Origin of the sequence: Microseira wollei NIES-4236 (genome assembly GCF_020521235.1) — a bacterium.
Classification (GTDB): domain Bacteria; phylum Cyanobacteriota; class Cyanobacteriia; order Cyanobacteriales; family Aerosakkonemataceae; genus Microseira; species Microseira wollei.
This window is the reverse complement of record NZ_BLAY01000144.1, coordinates 1-19,533: the sequence shown is the minus strand read 5'-3', so window position 1 is coordinate 19,533 and position 19,533 is coordinate 1. Positions and strand designations below refer to the sequence as shown.

The window sequence follows — 19,533 nt, the reverse complement described above, 5'->3', positions numbered from 1 at the left end:
TCTGTAAAATCCTGGAATAAGTTGAAAATTGAGCAGGGATATGTATCGCAAATTTATCGCAACTTGGCTGATTGCGGCGCTGGTGCTGCTGATCGCAGCTAATTTTATACCCGGTTTGATCGTCGGAAACACGAATGCTGGGGTTTACGCCGCCCTGATTTTGGGGTTGGTGACTGCGATTTTCCGACCCGTGTTATTAATTTTTACATCATTTCCCCTCACGCTTGTCACCTTTAGTTTGTTTTTGTTTATCATCAACTCTACTACGATTTGGCTAACTAGCCTTCTCGCACCTAGTTTTCAAGTGAGAGGGTTTCCGCCTGCTTTGATGACTTCTATTGTTTTGGGTTTAGTTGCTAGTTGGCTGAATTCTAAGTTTGCTAAGCAAGATGACTGAAGCGCGCGCAACCGGGTTTTGCCAAAAAACCCGGTTTCTAAACCGCAGCTAACTGACGGCTTTTTGTTTTTATCGGTAATGCGATCGCCAATTCCGTTCCTTTACCCACTTCGGAATCCACCTTGATTTTACCCCCATGTTTTTCAACGATCTGGTAGCTAATCGAAAGTCCTAAACCCGTGCCTTTTCCCACCGGCTTGGTGGTAAAAAATGGGTCAAATAATTTATGTTTAATTTCTGGTGGAATTCCTGGGCCATTATCTAAAATCCGTATCGTTATATAATTGGCTCCAGTTATTTCAGTGCGAATCAGGATGGTTGGTAATGGGTAATTGGGACTTTCTTTGCGGCTACCCATTACTTCTTCCAGGGCGTCAATTGCATTGGCGAGGATATTCATAAAAACCTGGTTTAATTGCGCTGGATAACACTCAATCGGGGGCAAATTTCCATAATTTTTAACCACTTCAATCCCCGTTTTGAGTCGTAGATTTAGAATTAACAGCGCATTTTCAATTCCTTCATGGATATCAACAGATTTCATCTCGGCTTCATCGAGGCGGGAGAAATTACGCAAAGACAAAACAATTTTCTGGATGCGTTCCGTTCCCACTTTCATTGAAAATAGGATTTTCTGAAAATCTTCGTTGATAAAGTTTAGATCGATTGCTTCTATTTGCGCTTGAATTAACGGAGTTGGATGGGGATACTGCTGCTGGTAAAGCTGGACTAACTCAAGCAAATCTTCAGCATACTGGTGGGCATATTGGATATTTCCGTGAATAAAATTAACAGGATTGTTAATTTCATGGGCAATACCAGCCACCATTTGTCCCAAACTAGACATTTTTTCTGTTTGAATGAGTTGCGTTTGAGTTGCTTGGAGTTTTTCGAGTGTTTCCTGAAGTTCTTGGGTGCGTTCTTCTACTCGTTGTTCTAATGTTTTGCGTGCGAGTTCTAGCGCCAGGGTATACTCTTCTACCCACTCCACTAGCTGATTTAAAGAAGTTGCTAACGACCCGATTTCATCTTGAGTTGTAACAGAACTGCGGAGGTGAAAATTAGCTTCTTTAATAATCTTATTTGCCACTTGAGTTACTGCTACTAAAGGACTGGCGATCGCTCGACTTGTACTCGTTGCCAATAGGGTGGCGATCCCCACTGATAATATCATACTCGTTCCAATAATTATCACCCTGATTTTTTCAGCTTCTTTTAGCTTTATATCCGATTGGATTTTTTGTCTTTCCGCCTCATTTTTAATCCGATTTAAACTTTCGCTGACTCGATCGAATTGAACGCTCACACCCGTCGCTTGCTTTTCTCGGTAAAAATTCAGCATTGCATGATTTGCTGTCTCAATTTCATCAGCTTTTACATTGGCTGTTTTTATTTTATACCACAATATTTTAATTAACTCAGTATAGGATTCCGTATTTGTTTTGTAAGCGTTCAGTAATTGTTTTAAATCCGTCGCATTTCTTGCTAATTCACCGGGATGGTTTTCGACAAAAGTTTCAAATTCAGAAATAACTTTTTTCACTTGACGCACATCGCCAAAAAACTTGGCAGTTTCGTAGTCAAACCAAATTGATTGACCCACCACACTCATCAGTCGTTGGGGATGCGATCGCATTTCGCGCACGCTAATGTTTAGATCGTAAATTAAATATTCCTGTTGATGGGCAATTTCATGTTGTTGCTTGGCTTGTTTTTGGTAGTATTCTCCCACAACCAAACCCATCGTTGTCCCTAAAACCGATATTCCAATAGCCAATCCATACCCATAACCAATCTTTTTGGCAATACTCAAGCGACTGAACATATTTTTGCTCCAGTTTGAGTAAAATTTTGCACGGGAAGTTTGTCTATTGAACATTTGGCAACCTTTATTGAACAAAATTACCTTGTCCGATAGCTTTATAAACTTCGCGAATCATGTCGTACTCAGAATCATTCACCGGAACTATATTAGAACCTTTATACTTACCTTCTTCGACATTTAAAAGACTTTTAATAATTTTACCCTGATATTTAATTAAAAGCGAACTTATTCTTTCAACAGTTTCAGGAGCGAGTTGGCTACTGGCAACAAATAAATCTTTGGGAAGGAATGGCCCTTTTGCTATCACCGGCAATGAACTTTCTGATAAACTTTGCTCTTGCAGAAATTGTTCGTACTTAACAGCGGACCCTCCCCAAGCATCAACTTCGCCTTTTTGTAAGCTGGGGAGTCCCTTACTTCCTAACATCAGAATTTTGACGTCAGATTGAGGATTTAATCCGGCATCGATTAAAAGTTTTGTCGGGCCAAGATAACCGCTGGTAGAACCAATTTTCCAAAAGGCTATTTTTTTACCTTTCAACTCAATTACCGACTTAATTTTGCTGTTAGCAGAAACCCAGATAACCGTGCGGTAGTTGGGTCGGGTAATGCCGAGGACGGGAACGGCATTTGTCCTGGCACGCATGACCACATATTCTGATGGACCTGTGAGAACAAAGTCGAGTTGATCTGATTGTAAGCCAGAAGCTGCTGCGGTGTAACTTTCGACGGAAACGAGTTCAATTTCTGTTTGGAGTATTTCTTTTAAAGCCGCTTGCAATGCCCCATAATCCCTCTGTAACTCTTCCATTCCTAGCGCATCTGTGACTGTAAACCGCAGCTTTTTGGGCTGACTTCCTGTGGGAGTATTGGTAACTGATGTACAGCCTGCTATAAATAATAGAGAGTAGAGGAGGAAATTTCGCCTTCTCATATTTTGATTTTTAAATATAAGAAACCGTTCAATTATAGTTGAGGTTAATTATGCGTTGATTAACTAGAGGTTAATGTCTGTTTAAACACTCAAAGTATAATTGGAGGCACTCTGGGAGAACGCATCCGAATTTACACGTAAATTATTGTAACGATACTTAACAAAAACCCGGTTTATTAAAGAAACTGGGTTTTTCGATTATTCGCTCTCGCCTATTTGATAACCGCGAGGAGTAATCATCCATTCCGCATAATTGCGAGTATTAGAATTGCCGATTAAAACAATCGTCAGCATATCGATCGACGCTGACAGCAATTTATCCAATGTCGTGATACTAATTTGTTCATCTTGCCGATAAGCAGATCGAACAATTGCCACCGGCGTATTCGGGTCGCGGTATTGCCGAAAAATCTCCTGGGCGCGGACAATTTGTTCTGTACGATTAGCCGATTTTGGGTTATACAAAGCCGTGACAAAATCTGCCATAGCAGCAGCAGTTAAACGCTTTTCAATTGCCGACCAAGGGGTGAGTAAATCGCTTAAACTAATCGCACAAAAATCGTGCATTAAAGGCGCACCGACCCGCGAGGCAGCCGCTTGCAAAGCAGTGATGCCTGGAAACACTTGAACCTTTGGTATTTTGCCATCCCAACCTGCGAAACGAAGCTGTTCTAAAACTAATCCAGCCATGCCATAAATGCCGCAGTCGCCTGATGAAACAACAGCAACTGTTAAACCCCATCGCGCGAGTTCAATTGCCCTTTCTGCCCTTTGGCGTTCCTGGGTAATAGGTAATGCTTCGACAATTTGACCCGGACGCAACAAAGGGGAAATTAAATCGATATATAAAGAGTAACCAATTACTGCATCCGCGCTCGATATTGCTGTTTGCGCCGCTGGAGTAATTTGGTTTAATTGTCCGGGACCAGTTCCCACCAAAAATAAACAACCCGTGCGCCCGGTGTATTCTTTTTCTGCTAAAGCAACGGCGACGGTAACTGCACCGGGTTGTCCTTCTAACCGAAATATTTGTTTGCGAACCAACAGTATTGTGGGGTGGGCATCTTGCCCGCCATTTCCCATGGACAGGCAAGATGCCTGTCCCACAAGAATATCAGCTGCGCCTATTGTGGGGTGGGCATCTTGCCCGCTTATTGTGGGGTGGGCATCTTGCCCGCCATTTCCCATTGACAGGCAAGATGCCTGTCCCACAAGAATATTAGCTGCTTCACCTTTTGCCATGGACAGGCAAGATTCCTGTCCCACAAGAAGATCAGCTGCTTCGCCTTTTGCCATGGACAGGCAAGATTCCTGTCCGGCAACAATAGCAGCTGCTTCGGCGACACTCTTGGTTCCAACTTCGACTTCTACAACGGTGGAAGGAGTGGGGACGGCAATCGAGCGTAAAATTTCAGCAGGGAAAGTTTGTAAAGGCCAATTGCGATCGCGGCATAATTCCACTAACCCCGCTTCATCGGCTTTAATATCTATTGTGGCAATGCCTGCGATCGCACCCATTGCCAAATGATGAGCTTGAAACACCCGCTCAATAGCCGTTTCAATTAATTGTCTAGATGTCCCTCGTTCGCATCCAATTCCTACCCACAAAACTCGTGGATGCCATTGAACTTTTGGCAACTCAGACTCTGGAGAAAACCGTCGCTGGGTAAAACCGATCCAAATTCGGGATTTGGTAATTGGGAATTGGTAATTGGTAATTGTTGATGAAGAATCAACCAGATCTCTTGTCTCCTCTGCTCCTCTGCTCCCGGAGTCCTCTGCTGCTTCAAAATAAAATGGATGACCCTTTGGAAGGTGTTTTTGCCACAAAGTAGAACCAACTTCTTGAATTACCTCAACAGGTTCGCCTCTCGCAATCGCCGCCGCAACTTTTGTCCAATTCCCTTCGCCTTTTGTCCAACCAAAAGGAACCCCCAGCATATCCACTGCGGGTAATCCTAAACCAACCGATGCCCCGCTCAAAACCGGCGTTGCGCCAATTTGGAGGGCGACAAGTCTGGCGAGTCGATCCGCCCCTCCCTGGTGTCCGCTGCATAAACTAATCGCAAATTGTCCCATTTCATCGACTACCACCACCGCCGGATCGCGGGATTTATCTTCCAACAAAGGTGAAATCAAGCGAACGACTGCTCCCGTTGCCAAGCCAAAAATAAAGCCTTGATATTGATGCCAAATCGTCGCTAGATGGGTTTTGAGCGAACCCGCATACACCTGTATTGTGGGGTGGGCATCTTGCCCGCCAGAGACTTCTAGCATTGTGGGGTGGGCATCTTGCCCGCCAGAGACTTCTAGCATTGTGGGGTGGGCATCTTGCCCGCCTATTGTGGGGTGGGCATCTTGCCCGCCTATTGTGGGGTGGGCATCTTGCCCGCCAGAGGCTTCCAGAAACCCGGTCAATGATTCCGGAATCCACAAGGTTGCACCTGTAGCTATAGTCAGGGGCAAAAGCCTTTTGGCGGCGGTGGGGGTGGTAGCGATCGCGGCTAAGGGTTGGAAATCTTGAAACAACACAACTATAGATGGGTGCAAGGATTTTCTACTTCTCCCTTATTATCCAGCTTTTTGTATTTCTGAAGATAGATTGACTAAAAGTTAAATCCGTTCCTTTGGGTAGAAACTTATCCCGATCTTCCGACAGAAGGCGACATGACTCTAATTATTTTACATTTCTTATAACAAGCAACACGGGACTTTTTTACCGCTATCTACCTGAAGTTTATAGCGACTAAGTAAAGGGTGCATATTTAAACAAGCTCTACGGCAAGTGCTGAGATTTTGCCGCTAAACTTTGCTGTTTATTTTTTGCTTTAACCTCAACCAGGAATAAATTGATGAAAAACAATCCACCCCCACAACTGGCGACTTTTTTAGGCAACCTCAGAAACGGTGTTTGGCTGATTGGGATTCCATCTTGGCTATTTGGAGTTACCGATAGAACAATTGCTGCCTTTGCAGATGGATACATATCTGCCATCGAATTAGCTCAATTATTCACAGCGGCATTCTTTTTATTGGGTTGGTTATCTTTAAAACCCGAGTCAAGTTTTAATATTAGCGATTTGGGTACAATAGCCAGCTATAAACCGGATTCTGACTATAGCGAACTAACAATCTATCGCGAACCAGTTAGATTGAAACAGCGGCATATGATTAGCCAAGAATACGTTTTGCCTTTTTCATATGTCTGTCAAATCTATCATTTGTTGAACTTGAAGCATTTAGAACACGTCCACTATTTTAGTTTGGGCAATTTGAGGATAATTCAAGTCACCGATTATCAGCCAACAGAAATAGGGGGAACGATCAAATTTCAAACCGTTTTAGATTCCTCCTTCAATGCTTTGAGAATTTGGCGACAACCGATTGTAGAAGTTATCCTGATTTTGCACAATCCTCACACCGTTGAACTCAACATTCCGGTTTACAACGATAAGCGAATCGTCGTCATGTTTAATGTGGAACCGATAAGCGATAAAGAACACAAGTTCTTTATTGATATTTACAGCGACTTAAACTGGTTTAAACCCTTGTTGCAAATACTCTTGCACTTCGCCGCTTGTCTGACACTTTTTGAAGACTTGCCGTACTTGCAAAAACTAGCAGAAAGAACCGAACGCCTAGTTAATTTAAGTACGCTTCCAACTCACGAAACCATGTTACTCTTCAGAAGATTTGTTGAACTTTACGGTTCTTTTGCCAAACCTTCTTTACCAGCTAACACTATTGAATCTACATAAGTTTAGTTGGCAAATACAGAATCCCGGTTTCTGAAAGAAACCGGGATTCTATAGCAGTTTAAAGTCCCCCTTTTTAAGGGATATATTCTATCAGGATTTACGCAAGGAAACTAAATATGGTAAATCGTGCCGTACTCCGCCGCTAACGCACCCTACATATAGAAAATTTGCTCGTTAAAGTCCCCCTTAGCAAGGGGGATTTAGGGGGTTCTGATCGTTAAAGTCCCCCTTAGCAAGGGGGATTTAGGGGGTTCTGATCGTTAAAGTCCCCCTTAGCAAGGGGGATTTAGGGGGTTCTCCTCGCTGATACTTGAGAACGATGCGCAACCAAACAGCATTGCTAAAAGTATTACTTGTCCGAACACATACTCCAAGCAGAATACAAGTCCTCAGTGACAAATCTTTTCCTACCATAACCTTCAGACTGAGCGACTAAAACTTTCAGCGTTGTGGTATAACCGCTATCGAGAATTTGGTGTCCGTAACCAATAACTTCACCAATCTCTCCAGTTTTTTGATTGCACACGTAATCGCCAACGCTAAACATAATTTTGCCTCTTTCAATTGATTTTTTTCAGCGGTGTTTTTATATTTAACCGCAGCTTTGGCAATACCTACCTCTGACTTTAGAGTGTTTTTACCTTTACCAAAGGAAGTATGTTAAATTCAGGTGCAATCGCTACTACCAACTAACCCGAAGCCCATGTTTCTTCAAGTGTTGATGCAACTTCGGCATCAACTTTTTCGGGACAATTTCTGCATGCGTCAAATTTGGTTGAGGTTGCTTAATTAACCATGCCGCAGTCCCCCCCGCCGCCGAGCCGAAAGTCCATTCTCCGTAATGAAGCCGAGTAGCGGCATTCACAATATGACTAACAGCAATACCCTTACCACCAATGAGTAAATTGTCAACTCCCTGGGGTATCAAAGCTTCTAAGGGAATGTAGATAGGATGGACAAAATCTTCTTGAACGCCTGCACTAACAGCTTCCCAAGGGTTATGCCAATTGCGGTACATGCAACCCTGAATATCCACATCGTAGTGAGTCACCGCCACAGCAGTCGGATTAAATTTGCGTCCCCCCTGCATATCATTTCTCACATCAGGTTCGCGAATCATAAACTCAGTTTGCCCGTAAGCACTGCGTCCCAAAATTCGCCGTCCTTCCCGGATATAAGGCATCATACTTAAACCGGAAACCGTACCCATTGGCGAATCAGAACCTGATAGATGGGCGAGGGGAAACTTAGGATTACTTTGAGTTTCCATCACCCATTCTGAAAATAGCAGCGCCCGTTCTTCTGCGTGGCGCAGCGCACTTAAAGAAAGTCCCCCCATCCAATTTTGATATTGCCCGGTTTGAATCAGCCTTTCCTCAGTCAAAAGCAAGGGAGGATTCATCCAATTCCAGTTATTACCGAACACCCAATTTACCATTGCCATATCCCCCGGTACTGGCGTGCCAACAAACCGCCCATCGTTACCGAGACTGACAATGCGCCTATACTTAAAAAAGCTGCGACCTTCAAACATGGAATACCCTTTTAAATAAAATTCCCGGTGATGTTCTCTTCTGGAATATTCCGGTTTAATTTGATTTAAAGTCTTTAAACTTGCGTTGTCATCATTTTTAATTGCCAGTACAAAAGGAAACGTAAATGCCTGGGTACATTCGGGATTACTTTTTGCCGGTGCGTGCTTTTCACCCGTAATTGCCTTTGCTTCCGAACCCAAGCTATAGGGAACCCGCGCCCATGCCATTAACTCCCCCGTATCCGTCGCATCGATCACAATTAACCTTTTCCCTGGAGGTGCTTCTAAACGCAGCGGTACTTTCTCAAATTCCGGATTTGGCGACCAAGAATACCAGTCATCTAATTCTTGGGAGGGGCGACCTTTAGGAACATAATCGGGACTGCGGGGAATGCGTTGCACGGCATAAATTGCCGTAATAAAACGACCTGTAGAATCAAATTCAGCACCTTTAAAAGCAGTAGAAGTTTCCCAACGACTACCGCGGGCAAATTTAACCGATGATTCTAGCAATTGTTTGGCTGCCATTGCCCCTACTTTAGGAGGAAAGCAAAGCCGCCCCACCCAACAACTATTGATATCTTCAACGGATAGTTTTTTAGTTTGTTTAGCCCAAACAGGCAGTTTAACGGGTTGCTTTCTAATTAATCCCTTAAAATCTTTCCAATTTTGGGAAAAATTATTCTTGGTCATCATTGTGACCGACTCGTCGATGGCAGAAACACCTTGAGAACTAATTTGTCCGCCCAACCAAGGAGTTAATTCAATCAAACAAGTTTTTGCCCTAGATTTCATTGCCACAGATGCTGCTGCAACTCCTCCCAAGGACCCTCCAACTACAATCACTTCACATTGCCAAACCTGTTTAGCCGCAGGTAAGGGCGATAATTCAGGTCTGTTATTGGGTAGCAATTCTAAAGTTGTGGTCAAATTCTCCTGGGTTCGCTGTTCATCTTCAGCAGATTTCCAGTTGAGGAGGGAGACTTGCGAACCATTGTTTAAACCACCCAGTACGAGTGCAAAACTGCCTGCAAACAGAAAGATAAAGGTTAGTATTCGCAAAATTTGTTTTCGGGGTGGTTGTTGCATAGTTTATTACCATATACCCGGAAAAAAACGCGTGACGTACTCCCACACTCTAATCTTTGATTGAGTGTGGGCTTCTCCTCCGAGATTTCCCGGATTCGCGTTTTATAGTGAGGCAAACGCCCAACCCCACTTTTTTGATTAAAATTCCAGAGTTAAGATCGCGAGGCATGGACGCACCACAAGCGCATTCATGCCACCTATCGCTTAACTCTTTCGGAACCCTGTTTAGGCATATTGCACAATGTTGAGATGTTCCTGCTGGATTGACTTTCACAACCAACCGCCCAGCTTTTACGGCTTTGTACGGTAGGATTTCATTTAAGAATCCAGCTATCCCAGCATCAGCTAAACTTTTGTTCAAACCCGATTTGGCAGCTTGACCATTGGGCAGAAACTTTCCTGACTTGTCCTGTTTGGGTTTGTTGCGTCGGGTCATGTTGGAGACATTTAAGTCCTCAACAAAAACGACTTCTGCTTTATCAACCAATTCACCAGCTAGCTCAAAATGCCATTGCTGGCGCTGCCGTGCTATCTGTTGGTGTAATTTAGCAATATGTTGATTGAGCTTGCGACGTGCTGTAGAACCTTTCGCTCTCAACTCCCTTTTTGCCAACAAACGCGCTAGTTTGCTCTCGGCTTGTCGGTAAAACTTAGGATATTTTACCATTGTCCCGTCAGAGCAAGCAACAAAGTACTCCAAACCCGCATCAACACCAATGCTGTTGGCTTCAGTTGGCTCAATGTCGTGGTGTGGATTGCTTGGAACGGAAACATCTTCCAGAGTTAGCGTGACGTACCATCCGTCAGCTTTTTGAGTGAGTAGCGCTCTTTTGATGATCAACCCATCCGGGATGGGGCGATGTTGGATGAACTTTATTTTCCCCAGTTTGGGTAGTTCAATTCGATTCCCTTGGATGCAGTCAGGTTTAACCCGTTGATAGGCAAAAGTGCGATAGCGATTCTTGCCCTTAAATCGAGGTTTGCCGCTACGCTTACCGCTACTGTCGCCCTTGATGAACCGAGTAAATGCCAGGTCTACTCGCTTCACCATGTCCTGTAAAACATCAGCGTGAATATCTTTGTACCATTCCCGCTTTGCTTTAAGAGATACTAGGGTTCGCTTTTGACCATAATATTCAGGCTGCTCTCTGGGTTCGGCAATGCTACACACCAACGGACAGGCGTTAATCAAACAGCGATTGCTTTCCCACCAATCAAACCTATCTGCCAGCATCCAGTTGTAGGCATGTCTTAGCATGTCAAGCCACCGTGTCATTCGGCAGCGTTCAGGGTAAGTTGGCAGTAGCTTGAATTGGTAGGATAGTTTCATGTGAGAATTGTACTGCATATTTAATGTAATTACAATTGTGAAACAAACAGAGACAGTAACGTTTAGGCTTACGCCAGAAGAAAAAGAGGTATTACTGAAGTACTGCGAGTTGACTGCCCGAACTCAAAGCGATGTGTTCAGAGAGTTTCTGCGAACACTAGCCAGAAAAATGTCAAAGAAAGGGGCATCGAACCCCTTTCTTTGACCCGCATTCTCTCACGCTCCCCTAACCTTGTGAGACGTGAGGCTCCTGCGGTTTAAGCTGACAGCAAAGTCAGACGTTTTTAACTAATATCCCGCTGAGAAACTCATTAATTGCGCTGAGTCTGCTGCAAAACCTGAGTTGCGGAAATCGGCGTTGGGGGTTGGACTTGCACGATCGCACTCTGTAACATGGGTGTACGGGCGATCGAACTGTTCGCCAAGGTAAACAGCGGGTTAGATAATATACCCGCGACCGAAGTAGCGATGACTGTCAGCACCAAACCGACTTGCAAAGGTCGCATTCCGGGCAAATTCCAGCTAATTTCTGGATAATTCTTGACCGTATCGGACATTTCGTGGGGTTCTTTCACCACCATCATCTTGACGACGCGGATGTAGTAGTAAATCGATACCACGCTTGTCAGTAACCCCAGCAGCACTAAGCCGTAGAGTCCAGCTTGCCAACCTGCCCAGAACAGGTACAGCTTACCAAAGAACCCAGCCAGGGGCGGAATCCCACCCAAGGACAGCAAACAAATACTGAGTCCCAAAGTCAGGAGGGGGTCTTTTTGATACAAACCCGAGTATTCGCTAATTTGGTCGGTTCCCGTCCGCAGGGTGAACAGAATCACGCAAATAAAGCCGCCCAGGTTCATGAATAGGTAAACCAGCAGGTAAAAAATCATACTGGCGTATCCGGCTTCGGTTCCGGCGATCAAACCCAGCATCACAAAGCCTGCTTGGGCGATGGAAGAATAGGCTAACAGCCTTTTCATGCTGGTTTGGGCGAGGGCGACTACGTTACCCAAAACCATGCTGAGGATAGCGAGGGCTGTGAACACAAACCGCCACTCCTCAGTAACTAGGGGGAAAGCGGTGACTAACAAACGGATGGCGAGGGCGAAACCAGCAGCTTTGGAACCTACGGATAAAAATGCTACAACTGGTGTAGGTGAACCTTCGTATACGTCGGGGGTCCATTGGTGAAAGGGGACGGCGGAGATTTTAAACGCAACGCCCGCGATCGCAAACACCAATGCGATTACCAAACCGAGGGAACCAGTACCGTTAGCGCTAGCAATGCCTCTAGCGATCGCGCCTAACTGAGTTTCGCCGCCGGATAACCCATACAGCAGCGAAACGCCGTAGAGAAACACCGCCGAACTCGATGCCCCAATCAGCAGGTATTTCAACGCTGCTTCGTTCGACCGGGGGTCGCGCTTGGTGTAACCCGTGAGCAGGTAAGAAGAGATACTAAGTGTTTCCAGGGAAACAAAAATTGTCACCAGTTCATCTGCGCCTGACAGGAACATACCCCCAAGGGTGGCGGTGAGCAATATTCCGATAAATTCCGCTAGGGAAGTTCCCGTTTGTTCGACATAGCGGATCGACATCAAAATGGTGACGGCAGCAGACAGGGCGATGATACCGCGAAATACAACGCTGAGGGCATCGCCGTTAAAGCCACCCAAAAACGAGATGGGGTTTCCAATATCCCATTGAAAGTATAGGGCGACAACAGCGGTTAGAAGACCTGCGATCGCTGCGTAGGGTAGCCAGCGCGACGCCGTCCGACCGACAATTAAGTCACCCAGTACGACTACCAGAAGCGTTATCAGAACGATACTCTCTGGCAAAATTGTTCCAGCATTTAACTGGGCTGCGAGTTCAGCAAAGCTCATAGAACCTACCAGTATTGGGGATTAGGCATAGAGTCACCGGACACTATTAATAATATTGTGTTCTGGGTTACTTGCGCTCAAGGTGTTCGAGCGATCGCACCCTTACACCCTTATGCTTTCAGTTGCGCCAGTTATCCAGCTTTAAACTATACCCCAAACCTTGAATCCGCTGATAGTGCGATAAATTACCCGTTATTAAGATTAAATCCTGGTGGATTGCTGTCGCGGCAATTATAGAATCAGCTAAACCGATTGGTTGTCCCGTGCGTTCTAAATCTCCACAGATTCGTCCTGCTAATTCGCCAATAGAATTATCTATTGGTAACACTTCCACGTTAGCAATTTCTGTCAAAAACTCTTGAACGCGGTCTTCCCGCTGACGTTTCTGCCAGCCTTTGACCACTTCTGTAACGGTCATTATAGAGATCGTATAGAAACCAAAAACATGACGATAAGCACCAGCCCTAGAGACGACGCGCCCATCAATTCCTTTACGAATCTCGGAAAAAATATCAGTATCAAGTAATATTTTGTTCAAATTTCTGATTTAACGGGTGTGCTGCCCGATCTCTCATGATTTCTGCTAGGATTTCGTCTACCAATTCAGGTTCGTCCGCCCATCCACCCAGGATCGCGTCTTTTGGGGGTTCGATTTCGGCTAATTTTTCGATAGCGTAGGCGATCAAGTCTGATAGAGTGCGATCGCTTGCAATAGCCATTTGCTTAGCACGCCAAAAAGTTGGTTCTTCTAGTTCAATTTCAATCTTGACTTTTTTCACGCTGCCTCATCTTCTCTAGGATGTACCGCTCGCTTCCTCATTATATCTTCTATCATCTCATCTACCAATTCTGCTTCATCTTCCCACCCACCTAACAAAGGGTAGTTTAGCACCGGAGGCACAGCCAGTTGCTCGAGCATCACTTTCAACAGTTCTTGCAGGGTACAATGGTTTTTTTCTGCCATTTCCTTAGCCCGAACAAGCGTTTCGTCGTCTAATTCAATTTCTATTTTTGCCATGCTGTCTCATTTTTTATACTTATTTTGCTCACAATTTTAGCATTTTCAAGGATTAAACGAGCGGGACAAGAAACCCGGTTTTTTGAAAAAACCGGGTTTCTGGCACAGTGTATGGGTTCTTTTAAGTTTGTACTGAAAATTCGTCTGGGTCGATGCCCCAGTTTACCCATGTTATCGCTTCCCTCGCGGATTGCATATCAGGCGGAACGCGCCAAGCGTGAATTCTCCCAGTGCTAGGGCAGATCATTTTTAATAGATAAATTGGCTCTATATCAGCATTGTCAATTTTTAACAGCGTGTATTCTTGCCAAGTATCTAATTCGATAGCTTCTAATTCCTGACAAATTCTATCGTCACCAATTCGCTGAATTAATACTCGCCTAAGTTCCGCATTTTCTTCGGTTAAAAGCCATTCTGAACGCCACCGATCGGGGTGCAATTTGCCATATTTCTCAGGTAGTCTCACGTCGTGGTAGGCGTAAACGCTGAAACCATCCGCAAATTGAATCGCGGTTGCGCCTTCTGCGTGGAGTCGCTGTTGGTTATCCAACGAGACAATGCGAGGGCGATCGCATACAAGACAAATCTTTTTATAGGCATAAATCTGCCCGCATTCTTTTACCAACGACTGCAATACTTCGCTTAAGCTTTGATTTACTGTACAATTTAAAACCGCAGCACAAATATCAAGCCAACAGCAATCATAACCTGCACCTGCGTGATAGTTATTTTTTATTATCTGCCAGTTTTGCTGTTCTAATTCGCTCTTGAGTGATTCCCAAAGTCTTTCTCCTAGCTGGCTTTCTAGTTTAGCTATTTTGCTTGTTATTTGTTGGTTTGCTAGAAGATAAAGTTAATTTATTATACGATTGTGTAGTTGGTATCCTAAATTTACCATAACGCGAGAATAGAATTGTTCTACTATTTCTAAACCAAAGTTATTCTCGAGCTGATCGTAGAGGTCATGCCGAGCTATAAATATTTTTTTAATAGGCTTACTCGAGATTTGAGACAAATAGTCAATAACCAGCTTTCGTTGTTTTTTATTGAGTTCGGCAATAATTCCGGTTTTGTCTACTAGCTTAGTAACGATTTGTTTTTCTATTTTATCGGCAAGCAGATCCAAGTGGAGCAAAAATAGTTTGTTCAAAGCGTCACTAGGACTGGGACAAAAAACAATTTCGGGGGCTTCTTTGCCGATAAGTGCGTAGGCTGATTTTATTGCTGACCTAGCGTGCCGATTAATTGGTTCAGTAGACAGGGCGATCGCTCTCCATTTCTCAACAATAATAGCAATCTGCGCTTCTTGTTCTGGCGTCAATTTTTCCATCTGATGTCACCTCACCTGCGGCTAAAGTTAGGTAAGCTTACCCCGCTTGCTTCAACTGGTAATAACATAACGTCGCCTTGTCCCATCGGTTGCCTCAATTTTTCCTTAAATTCGGCGCTATTTGTGTAGATTATGCTTTCTCGTGTTATATTACAGGAGTAATACAAAGTCAAGTCTCGTAGCGAGCCGCAGTTAGGGAATCTGGAGAGAAAATGTAAGTGCGATCGCATCCATGCTTTTGCCGGTATAAAAGAATAAGCTGGGCTAGCGCTACTCGCTCGCCAGCCAATATCCAGAAAGCGCATCTCAAGATTGGACACAATCATCAGGAAAACATGCAAGCGCGGCGAATCCGAGCTGGCGAACGTTAATTCACATGCATCAACGGTAAGTTAGAAATTGAGATAGCCTGACAATAAGAGAGAGCGCGCGCCTCTGGGACGCACCAGCATCCCTCCAAACCAACCCTCGCTCTTGACAAGTTGCACAAATTCTCTAAATTAGACAAGCTAGCTTAACTGCTATTGTTGAACTTCCCATGTCAACCCTGGTCATCGTCGAATCACCCACCAAAGCACGTACCATCCGCAACTACCTACCCTCCGACTACCGGGTAGAAGCGTCGATGGGGCACGTGCGCGACCTTCCCTCATCCGCAGATGAAATTCCTCCAGAAGTCAAAGGGGAAAAATGGGCGCAGTTGGGCGTCAATGTAGAGGCTGACTTTGAACCCCTATATATCATCCCCAAGGAAAAAGAAAAAACCGTCAAGCAGCTAAAAGATGCCCTCAAAGATGCCGACGAACTCGTACTAGCAACAGACGAAGACCGGGAAGGGGAAAGCATAAGTTGGCATTTATTGCAAGTGCTAAAACCGAAAGTCCCGATCAAGCGGATGGTATTCCACGAAATTACGCAAGAAGCTATCCGCGACGCCCTGAAACACTGCCGCACCATCGACGAACAGGTAGTCCGCGCCCAAGAAACGCGGCGCATTTTGGATCGATTGGTGGGTTATACCCTCTCGCCGCTGTTGTGGAAGAAAATAGCCAGAGGTTTATCCGCAGGGCGGGTGCAGTCGGTAGCGGTGCGGTTGTTGGTGAATAGAGAACGTCAGCGCCTCGCCTTCCGTCAGGGGACATACTGGGATTTAAAGGCAACTCTAGAGAAAGAGAAAACGCCATTTGAAGGGCGGTTAATGACGCTGAGAGGAATTAAAGTAGCGACGGGGAGCGATTTTGACGAATCTACGGGACAAATAGCCGCCGGACGCAACGTAGTTTTACTGTCGGAAGCCGATGCATTAGCGTTACAGGAACGGCTAACGGGTAAAATTTGGACAGTCGCCAACATCGAAGAAAGACCGATTACGCGCAAACCCGCCCCGCCGTTTACCACCTCGACGCTGCAACAGGAAGCGAACCGGAAATTGGGGTTATCGGCGCGGGATACAATGCGAACCGCCCAAAGTTTGTACGAGCAGGGGTATATTACCTATATGCGTACAGACTCGGTGCATTTGTCGGAACAAGCGATCGCCGCCGCCCGCTCCTGCGTCGAGCAAATGTACGGCACAGAATACCTCAGCCCCAAAGCGCGCCAGTACAGCACCAAAAGCAAAGGCGCCCAAGAAGCTCACGAAGCGATTCGCCCCGCAGGTAGCAGCTTCCGCACCCCCCAAGAAACCGGACTCAAAGATAGGGAATTTCGGCTTTATGACTTAATTTGGAAGCGCACCGTCGCCACCCAAATGGCAGACTCGCGCCAAACCCTGATTAGCGTCGAATTGCAAGTCGAAGATGCCGGTTTCCGTTCCAGCGGTAAGCGCATCAACTTCCCTGGATATTTGCGCGCCTACGTCGAAGGTTCCGACGATCCCAACGCCGCGATCGAAGACCAAGAAGTCATTCTACCGCCATTAAAAGTCGGCGACCATCCCAACTGTACCGAACTGGAAGCCATCGGTCACGAAACCCAACCCCCCGCGCGCTACACCGAAGCTTCTCTGGTCAAAACCCTAGAAAGCGAAGGCATCGGGCGTCCAAGTACCTACGCCAGCATCATCAGCACCATCGTTGACAGGGGTTACGCCCAAATGAACGGCAACGCCCTCGTTCCCACCTTCACCGCCTTCGCCGTCACAGGTCTGCTGGAAAAATACTTCCCCGACTTGGTAGACACCGGGTTTACTTCCCGCATGGAGCAAAATCTCGACGACATTGCTACAGGCGGAGTGGACTGGCTACCTTACTTGCAGAAATTTTATCTCGGCGAAGAGGGTTTAGAAACCCAGGTGAAGGTACAAGAAAGCCAAATTGACGCAACCGAAGCTAGGACTATCGAACTGGAAGGAATAGATGCCAAAATCCGCATCGGTAAATTTGGCCCCTACGTGGAAGCCGAAAACGGCGACGGCGTCGTCACCGCCTCGATTCCCAAGGATTTAACCCCAGCGGACATCAACCCCGAACAGGTAGAAACCATCCTGCGGCAAAAAACCGAAGGCCCCGAAAAGCTAGGACTCCACCCGGTTTCCGGGGAACCGATTTACATCCTGCTTGGGAGTTACGGTCACTATATCCAACTGGGTGACGCACAAGAAGGCAAGAAAAAACCCAAACGTGCCGGAATTCCCAAAAATACCAAAGTCGAGGATGTCACCCTAGAGATGGCACTAGGACTGCTGGCTTTACCCCGCACCCTGGGCGTCCACCCAGCCACCTCCGGCAAAATTCAAGCCGCACTCGGCCCTTACGGCCCCTACGTCGTCCACGACCAAGGCAAGGAAGGAGGGAAAGATTATCGCTCGCTCAAATCTAGCGATGATGTCTTGACAATTACCCTGGAACGTGCATTAGAGTTACTTTCTCAGCCGAAAGCCGGACGCGGCACTCGCAGCAAGACAAAGGAAGCATTGCGCGAACTGGGCAATCACCCAGAAGATGGAGAGCCAGTAAATATCTACAATGGCCCCTATGGCCCTTATATCAAGCACGGCAAAACCAATGCTTCTATCCCGGAAGGCGAATCTGTAGAAGCGGTGACCCTGGAGAAAGCACTGGAACTTCTAGCTGCTAAAGCTTCTACGGCGAAGTCTACCAAATCCAGTACCAAGTCGAGTAAATCAACGACTACCAAAAAAGCAACTACATCGAAAGCAAAGACGACTAAAACTGCTGCGAGTAAAACTACAACCAAAACTACTGCTACCAAGAAAAAAACGTCATAGGTGATGGGTAATTGGTAATTGGTAATGGTTTGCTGTTGATTGTTGAATTTTGGCAGTCAACAGTAGACCTTGGGCAAAAATCTAGGAAGAAAGAAACCGGATTTCTATGAAAAATCGTTGAGGGACGCAACATGGTTGTAGGGGCACGGCATCAGTAAGTTTTGTCGCTAAGCGCAAAGTTCTTTGAATGCCGTGCCCCTACAAGAGATCCACGAAGAAACCCGGTTTTTGGCCTCGCGCAAAGGCTTTGCCCCTACACATCTACAGCATTTTTCAATTGGGTGCAATACAACATTGTTGTAGGGAACATTCAACAAACTTTGCTCAAAGCGACAAAACTTACTCATGTTCCCTACCCGCCCCCGTTGATGCGACTTCGCCCCCAAACATCTACAGCGGTTTTCCATTGGGTGCAACACAACATTGTCGGGGCAAGGCATTCAAAAAACGGATTTGCTCAAAGTGACAAAACTTACTGATGTTCCCTACCCGCCCCCGTTGATGCGACTTCGCCCCCAAACATCTACAGCGGTTTTCCATTGGGTGCAACACAACATTGTCGGGAACATTCAAAAAACTTTGCTCCTAGCGACAAAACTTACTGATGTTCCCTACCCGCCCCCGTTGATGTGACGGAAAATGGCTATAAGTGTATTGCACGCCCGTTGCAAACCGCTATAAATCGACTTTTTCAAGAGGTTTATGAGAATCCGGCATCAGTGGGAGTACTGATGTAGAAAGTCACATCAGTACTCCCACTGATGCCGACAATGGATGAAAGCCGCCGCCAAGTCTATCTGAATCTGATCGATTTGTTACTCAATTGTCCGAGTGGGGAAACGCAACAGGTGTACCGGCTACTCCAAGACAACCTAGACAAACTGAACGATTATTTTGTCTATGTGTTGCGAGATTGGGCAACAGCAAAACTGTCAGAGGTGGAATCAGAAGAAGCACAATATATTGCCGAGCTAATTTTCAATTTTAGCAATTTGATTAGGGAGTTCCCTCTAGGGAGTATAGCTAGTAATTTGGAGATGGCGATCGCAGGTTACGAAGTTGCTGCTACCGTCTTTACCCGCTCAGCTTTTCCCCAAGATTGGGCAATGACTCAAAATAATCTGGCTAATGCCTACTCTAACGGAATCAAAGGAGATAAAGCCGAGAATTTAGAAACAGCAATTCGTTATTACCTTGCCGCAA

The 19,533-nt window shown here is 45.7% G+C and carries 15 protein-coding genes and 2 pseudogenes; 4 read left to right on the top strand and 13 right to left on the bottom strand.

Translation table 11 applies throughout. The annotated features are described in order from the left end of the window. The first annotated feature begins 40 nt into the window (after positions 1 to 40). A complete protein-coding gene (locus tag MiSe_RS34950; protein WP_226588872.1) occupies positions 41 to 397 on the top strand; it encodes a phage holin family protein in 357 nt (118 codons plus the stop codon). A gap of 37 nt (positions 398 to 434) precedes the next feature. Here MiSe_RS34950 and MiSe_RS34945 read toward each other — a convergent pair whose 3' ends face one another. The 3 genes from MiSe_RS34945 to cobJ all read right to left on the bottom strand — a co-directional run bounded on the left by MiSe_RS34945 (position 435) and on the right by cobJ (position 5,688). Further along, on the bottom strand, positions 435 to 2,222 hold the full coding sequence (locus MiSe_RS34945) for a sensor histidine kinase (RefSeq protein WP_226588870.1): 1,788 nt from the start codon (positions 2,220 to 2,222) through the stop codon (positions 435 to 437). 64 nt (positions 2,223 to 2,286) lie between these two features. Continuing rightward, on the bottom strand, positions 2,287 to 3,156 hold the full coding sequence (locus MiSe_RS34940; RefSeq protein ID WP_226588868.1) for a PhnD/SsuA/transferrin family substrate-binding protein: 870 nt from the start codon (positions 3,154 to 3,156) through the stop codon (positions 2,287 to 2,289). Positions 3,157 to 3,354: 198 nt separating this feature from the next. Continuing rightward, positions 3,355 to 5,688 carry a precorrin-3B C(17)-methyltransferase gene (gene cobJ, locus MiSe_RS34935; protein ID WP_226588866.1) on the bottom strand — a complete coding sequence of 778 codons (2,334 nt, stop codon included), beginning with the start codon at positions 5,686 to 5,688 and terminating at the stop codon, positions 3,355 to 3,357. Between the two features lie 320 nt (positions 5,689 to 6,008). Here cobJ and MiSe_RS34930 point away from each other — a divergent pair, with 320 nt between their 5' ends. After that, entirely contained in the window at positions 6,009 to 6,914 is a 906-nt protein-coding gene (locus tag MiSe_RS34930; RefSeq protein ID WP_226588864.1) for a hypothetical protein, read from the top strand. A 349-nt stretch (positions 6,915 to 7,263) separates the two neighbouring features. On the opposite strand, the gene MiSe_RS34925 is transcribed toward MiSe_RS34930, so the two are convergent. From MiSe_RS34925 to MiSe_RS53095, 9 genes and pseudogenes are all read right to left on the bottom strand, one after another. Beyond that, positions 7,264 to 7,461 (bottom strand): hypothetical protein, encoded by a 198-nt coding sequence (locus MiSe_RS34925; RefSeq protein ID WP_226588862.1) that lies wholly within the window; start codon positions 7,459 to 7,461, stop codon positions 7,264 to 7,266. 135 nt (positions 7,462 to 7,596) lie between these two features. After that, positions 7,597 to 9,537 (bottom strand): FAD-dependent oxidoreductase, encoded by a 1,941-nt coding sequence (locus tag MiSe_RS34920; protein WP_226588860.1) that lies wholly within the window; start codon positions 9,535 to 9,537, stop codon positions 7,597 to 7,599. Between the two features lie 49 nt (positions 9,538 to 9,586). Next, on the bottom strand, positions 9,587 to 10,867 hold the full coding sequence (locus MiSe_RS34915; protein ID WP_226588859.1) for an RNA-guided endonuclease InsQ/TnpB family protein: 1,281 nt from the start codon (positions 10,865 to 10,867) through the stop codon (positions 9,587 to 9,589). A 311-nt stretch (positions 10,868 to 11,178) separates the two neighbouring features. Further along, the gene (locus MiSe_RS34910) at positions 11,179 to 12,753 is read right to left on the bottom strand and encodes an NAD(P)H-quinone oxidoreductase subunit N (RefSeq protein WP_226588857.1); all 1,575 of its coding nucleotides are present in this window, start codon (positions 12,751 to 12,753) and stop codon (positions 11,179 to 11,181) included. 118 nt (positions 12,754 to 12,871) lie between these two features. After that, positions 12,872 to 13,291 carry a type II toxin-antitoxin system VapC family toxin gene (locus tag MiSe_RS34905; protein WP_226588855.1) on the bottom strand — a complete coding sequence of 140 codons (420 nt, stop codon included), beginning with the start codon at positions 13,289 to 13,291 and terminating at the stop codon, positions 12,872 to 12,874. Continuing rightward, positions 13,272 to 13,532, bottom strand: a complete 261-nt coding sequence (locus tag MiSe_RS34900; RefSeq protein WP_226588853.1) for a hypothetical protein — start codon at positions 13,530 to 13,532, stop codon at positions 13,272 to 13,274. The genes MiSe_RS34905 and MiSe_RS34900 overlap by 20 nt, the downstream gene beginning before the upstream one ends. Further along, positions 13,529 to 13,771 carry a hypothetical protein gene (locus tag MiSe_RS34895; RefSeq protein ID WP_226588850.1) on the bottom strand — a complete coding sequence of 81 codons (243 nt, stop codon included), beginning with the start codon at positions 13,769 to 13,771 and terminating at the stop codon, positions 13,529 to 13,531. Before MiSe_RS34895 ends, MiSe_RS34900 begins: the two co-directional genes overlap by 4 nt. A 121-nt stretch (positions 13,772 to 13,892) precedes the next feature. Next, positions 13,893 to 14,459 (bottom strand): annotated as a pseudogene (locus MiSe_RS53100) (DUF6745 domain-containing protein); the annotation flags it as partial. A 165-nt stretch (positions 14,460 to 14,624) separates the two neighbouring features. Further along, the gene (locus MiSe_RS53095) at positions 14,625 to 15,101 is read right to left on the bottom strand and encodes a hypothetical protein (RefSeq protein WP_373872945.1); all 477 of its coding nucleotides are present in this window, start codon (positions 15,099 to 15,101) and stop codon (positions 14,625 to 14,627) included. Between the two features lie 538 nt (positions 15,102 to 15,639). On the opposite strand from MiSe_RS53095, the gene topA reads away from it, so the two are divergent. Next, positions 15,640 to 18,330: a type I DNA topoisomerase gene (gene topA, locus MiSe_RS34885; protein ID WP_226588849.1), complete on the top strand. Its 2,691-nt coding sequence runs from the start codon at positions 15,640 to 15,642 to the stop codon at positions 18,328 to 18,330. Between the two features lie 167 nt (positions 18,331 to 18,497). On the opposite strand, the gene MiSe_RS34880 is transcribed toward topA, so the two are convergent. Further along, positions 18,498 to 18,770 carry a hypothetical protein gene (locus MiSe_RS34880; RefSeq protein WP_226588846.1) on the bottom strand — a complete coding sequence of 91 codons (273 nt, stop codon included), beginning with the start codon at positions 18,768 to 18,770 and terminating at the stop codon, positions 18,498 to 18,500. 321 nt (positions 18,771 to 19,091) lie between these two features. Here MiSe_RS34880 and MiSe_RS34875 point away from each other — a divergent pair. Further along, positions 19,092 to 19,533: pseudogene (locus tag MiSe_RS34875) on the top strand (tetratricopeptide repeat protein); the annotation flags it as partial.

Coding starts and splice junctions, on each gene's coding strand:
- MiSe_RS34950 (WP_226588872.1), top strand. CDS start 41: ATGTATCGCAAATTTATCGCAACTTGGCTGATTGCGGCGCTGGTGCTG.
- MiSe_RS34945 (WP_226588870.1), bottom strand. CDS start 2,222: ATGTTCAGTCGCTTGAGTATTGCCAAAAAGATTGGTTATGGGTATGGA.
- MiSe_RS34940 (WP_226588868.1), bottom strand. CDS start 3,156: ATGAGAAGGCGAAATTTCCTCCTCTACTCTCTATTATTTATAGCAGGC.
- MiSe_RS34930 (WP_226588864.1), top strand. CDS start 6,009: ATGAAAAACAATCCACCCCCACAACTGGCGACTTTTTTAGGCAACCTC.
- MiSe_RS34925 (WP_226588862.1), bottom strand. CDS start 7,461: ATGTTTAGCGTTGGCGATTACGTGTGCAATCAAAAAACTGGAGAGATT.
- MiSe_RS34920 (WP_226588860.1), bottom strand. CDS start 9,537: ATGCAACAACCACCCCGAAAACAAATTTTGCGAATACTAACCTTTATC.
- MiSe_RS34915 (WP_226588859.1), bottom strand. CDS start 10,867: ATGAAACTATCCTACCAATTCAAGCTACTGCCAACTTACCCTGAACGC.
- MiSe_RS34910 (WP_226588857.1), bottom strand. CDS start 12,753: ATGAGCTTTGCTGAACTCGCAGCCCAGTTAAATGCTGGAACAATTTTG.
- MiSe_RS34895 (WP_226588850.1), bottom strand. CDS start 13,771: ATGGCAAAAATAGAAATTGAATTAGACGACGAAACGCTTGTTCGGGCT.
- MiSe_RS53095 (WP_373872945.1), bottom strand. CDS start 15,101: ATGGAAAAATTGACGCCAGAACAAGAAGCGCAGATTGCTATTATTGTT.
- topA (WP_226588849.1), top strand. CDS start 15,640: ATGTCAACCCTGGTCATCGTCGAATCACCCACCAAAGCACGTACCATC.
- MiSe_RS34880 (WP_226588846.1), bottom strand. CDS start 18,770: ATGCCTTGCCCCGACAATGTTGTGTTGCACCCAATGGAAAACCGCTGT.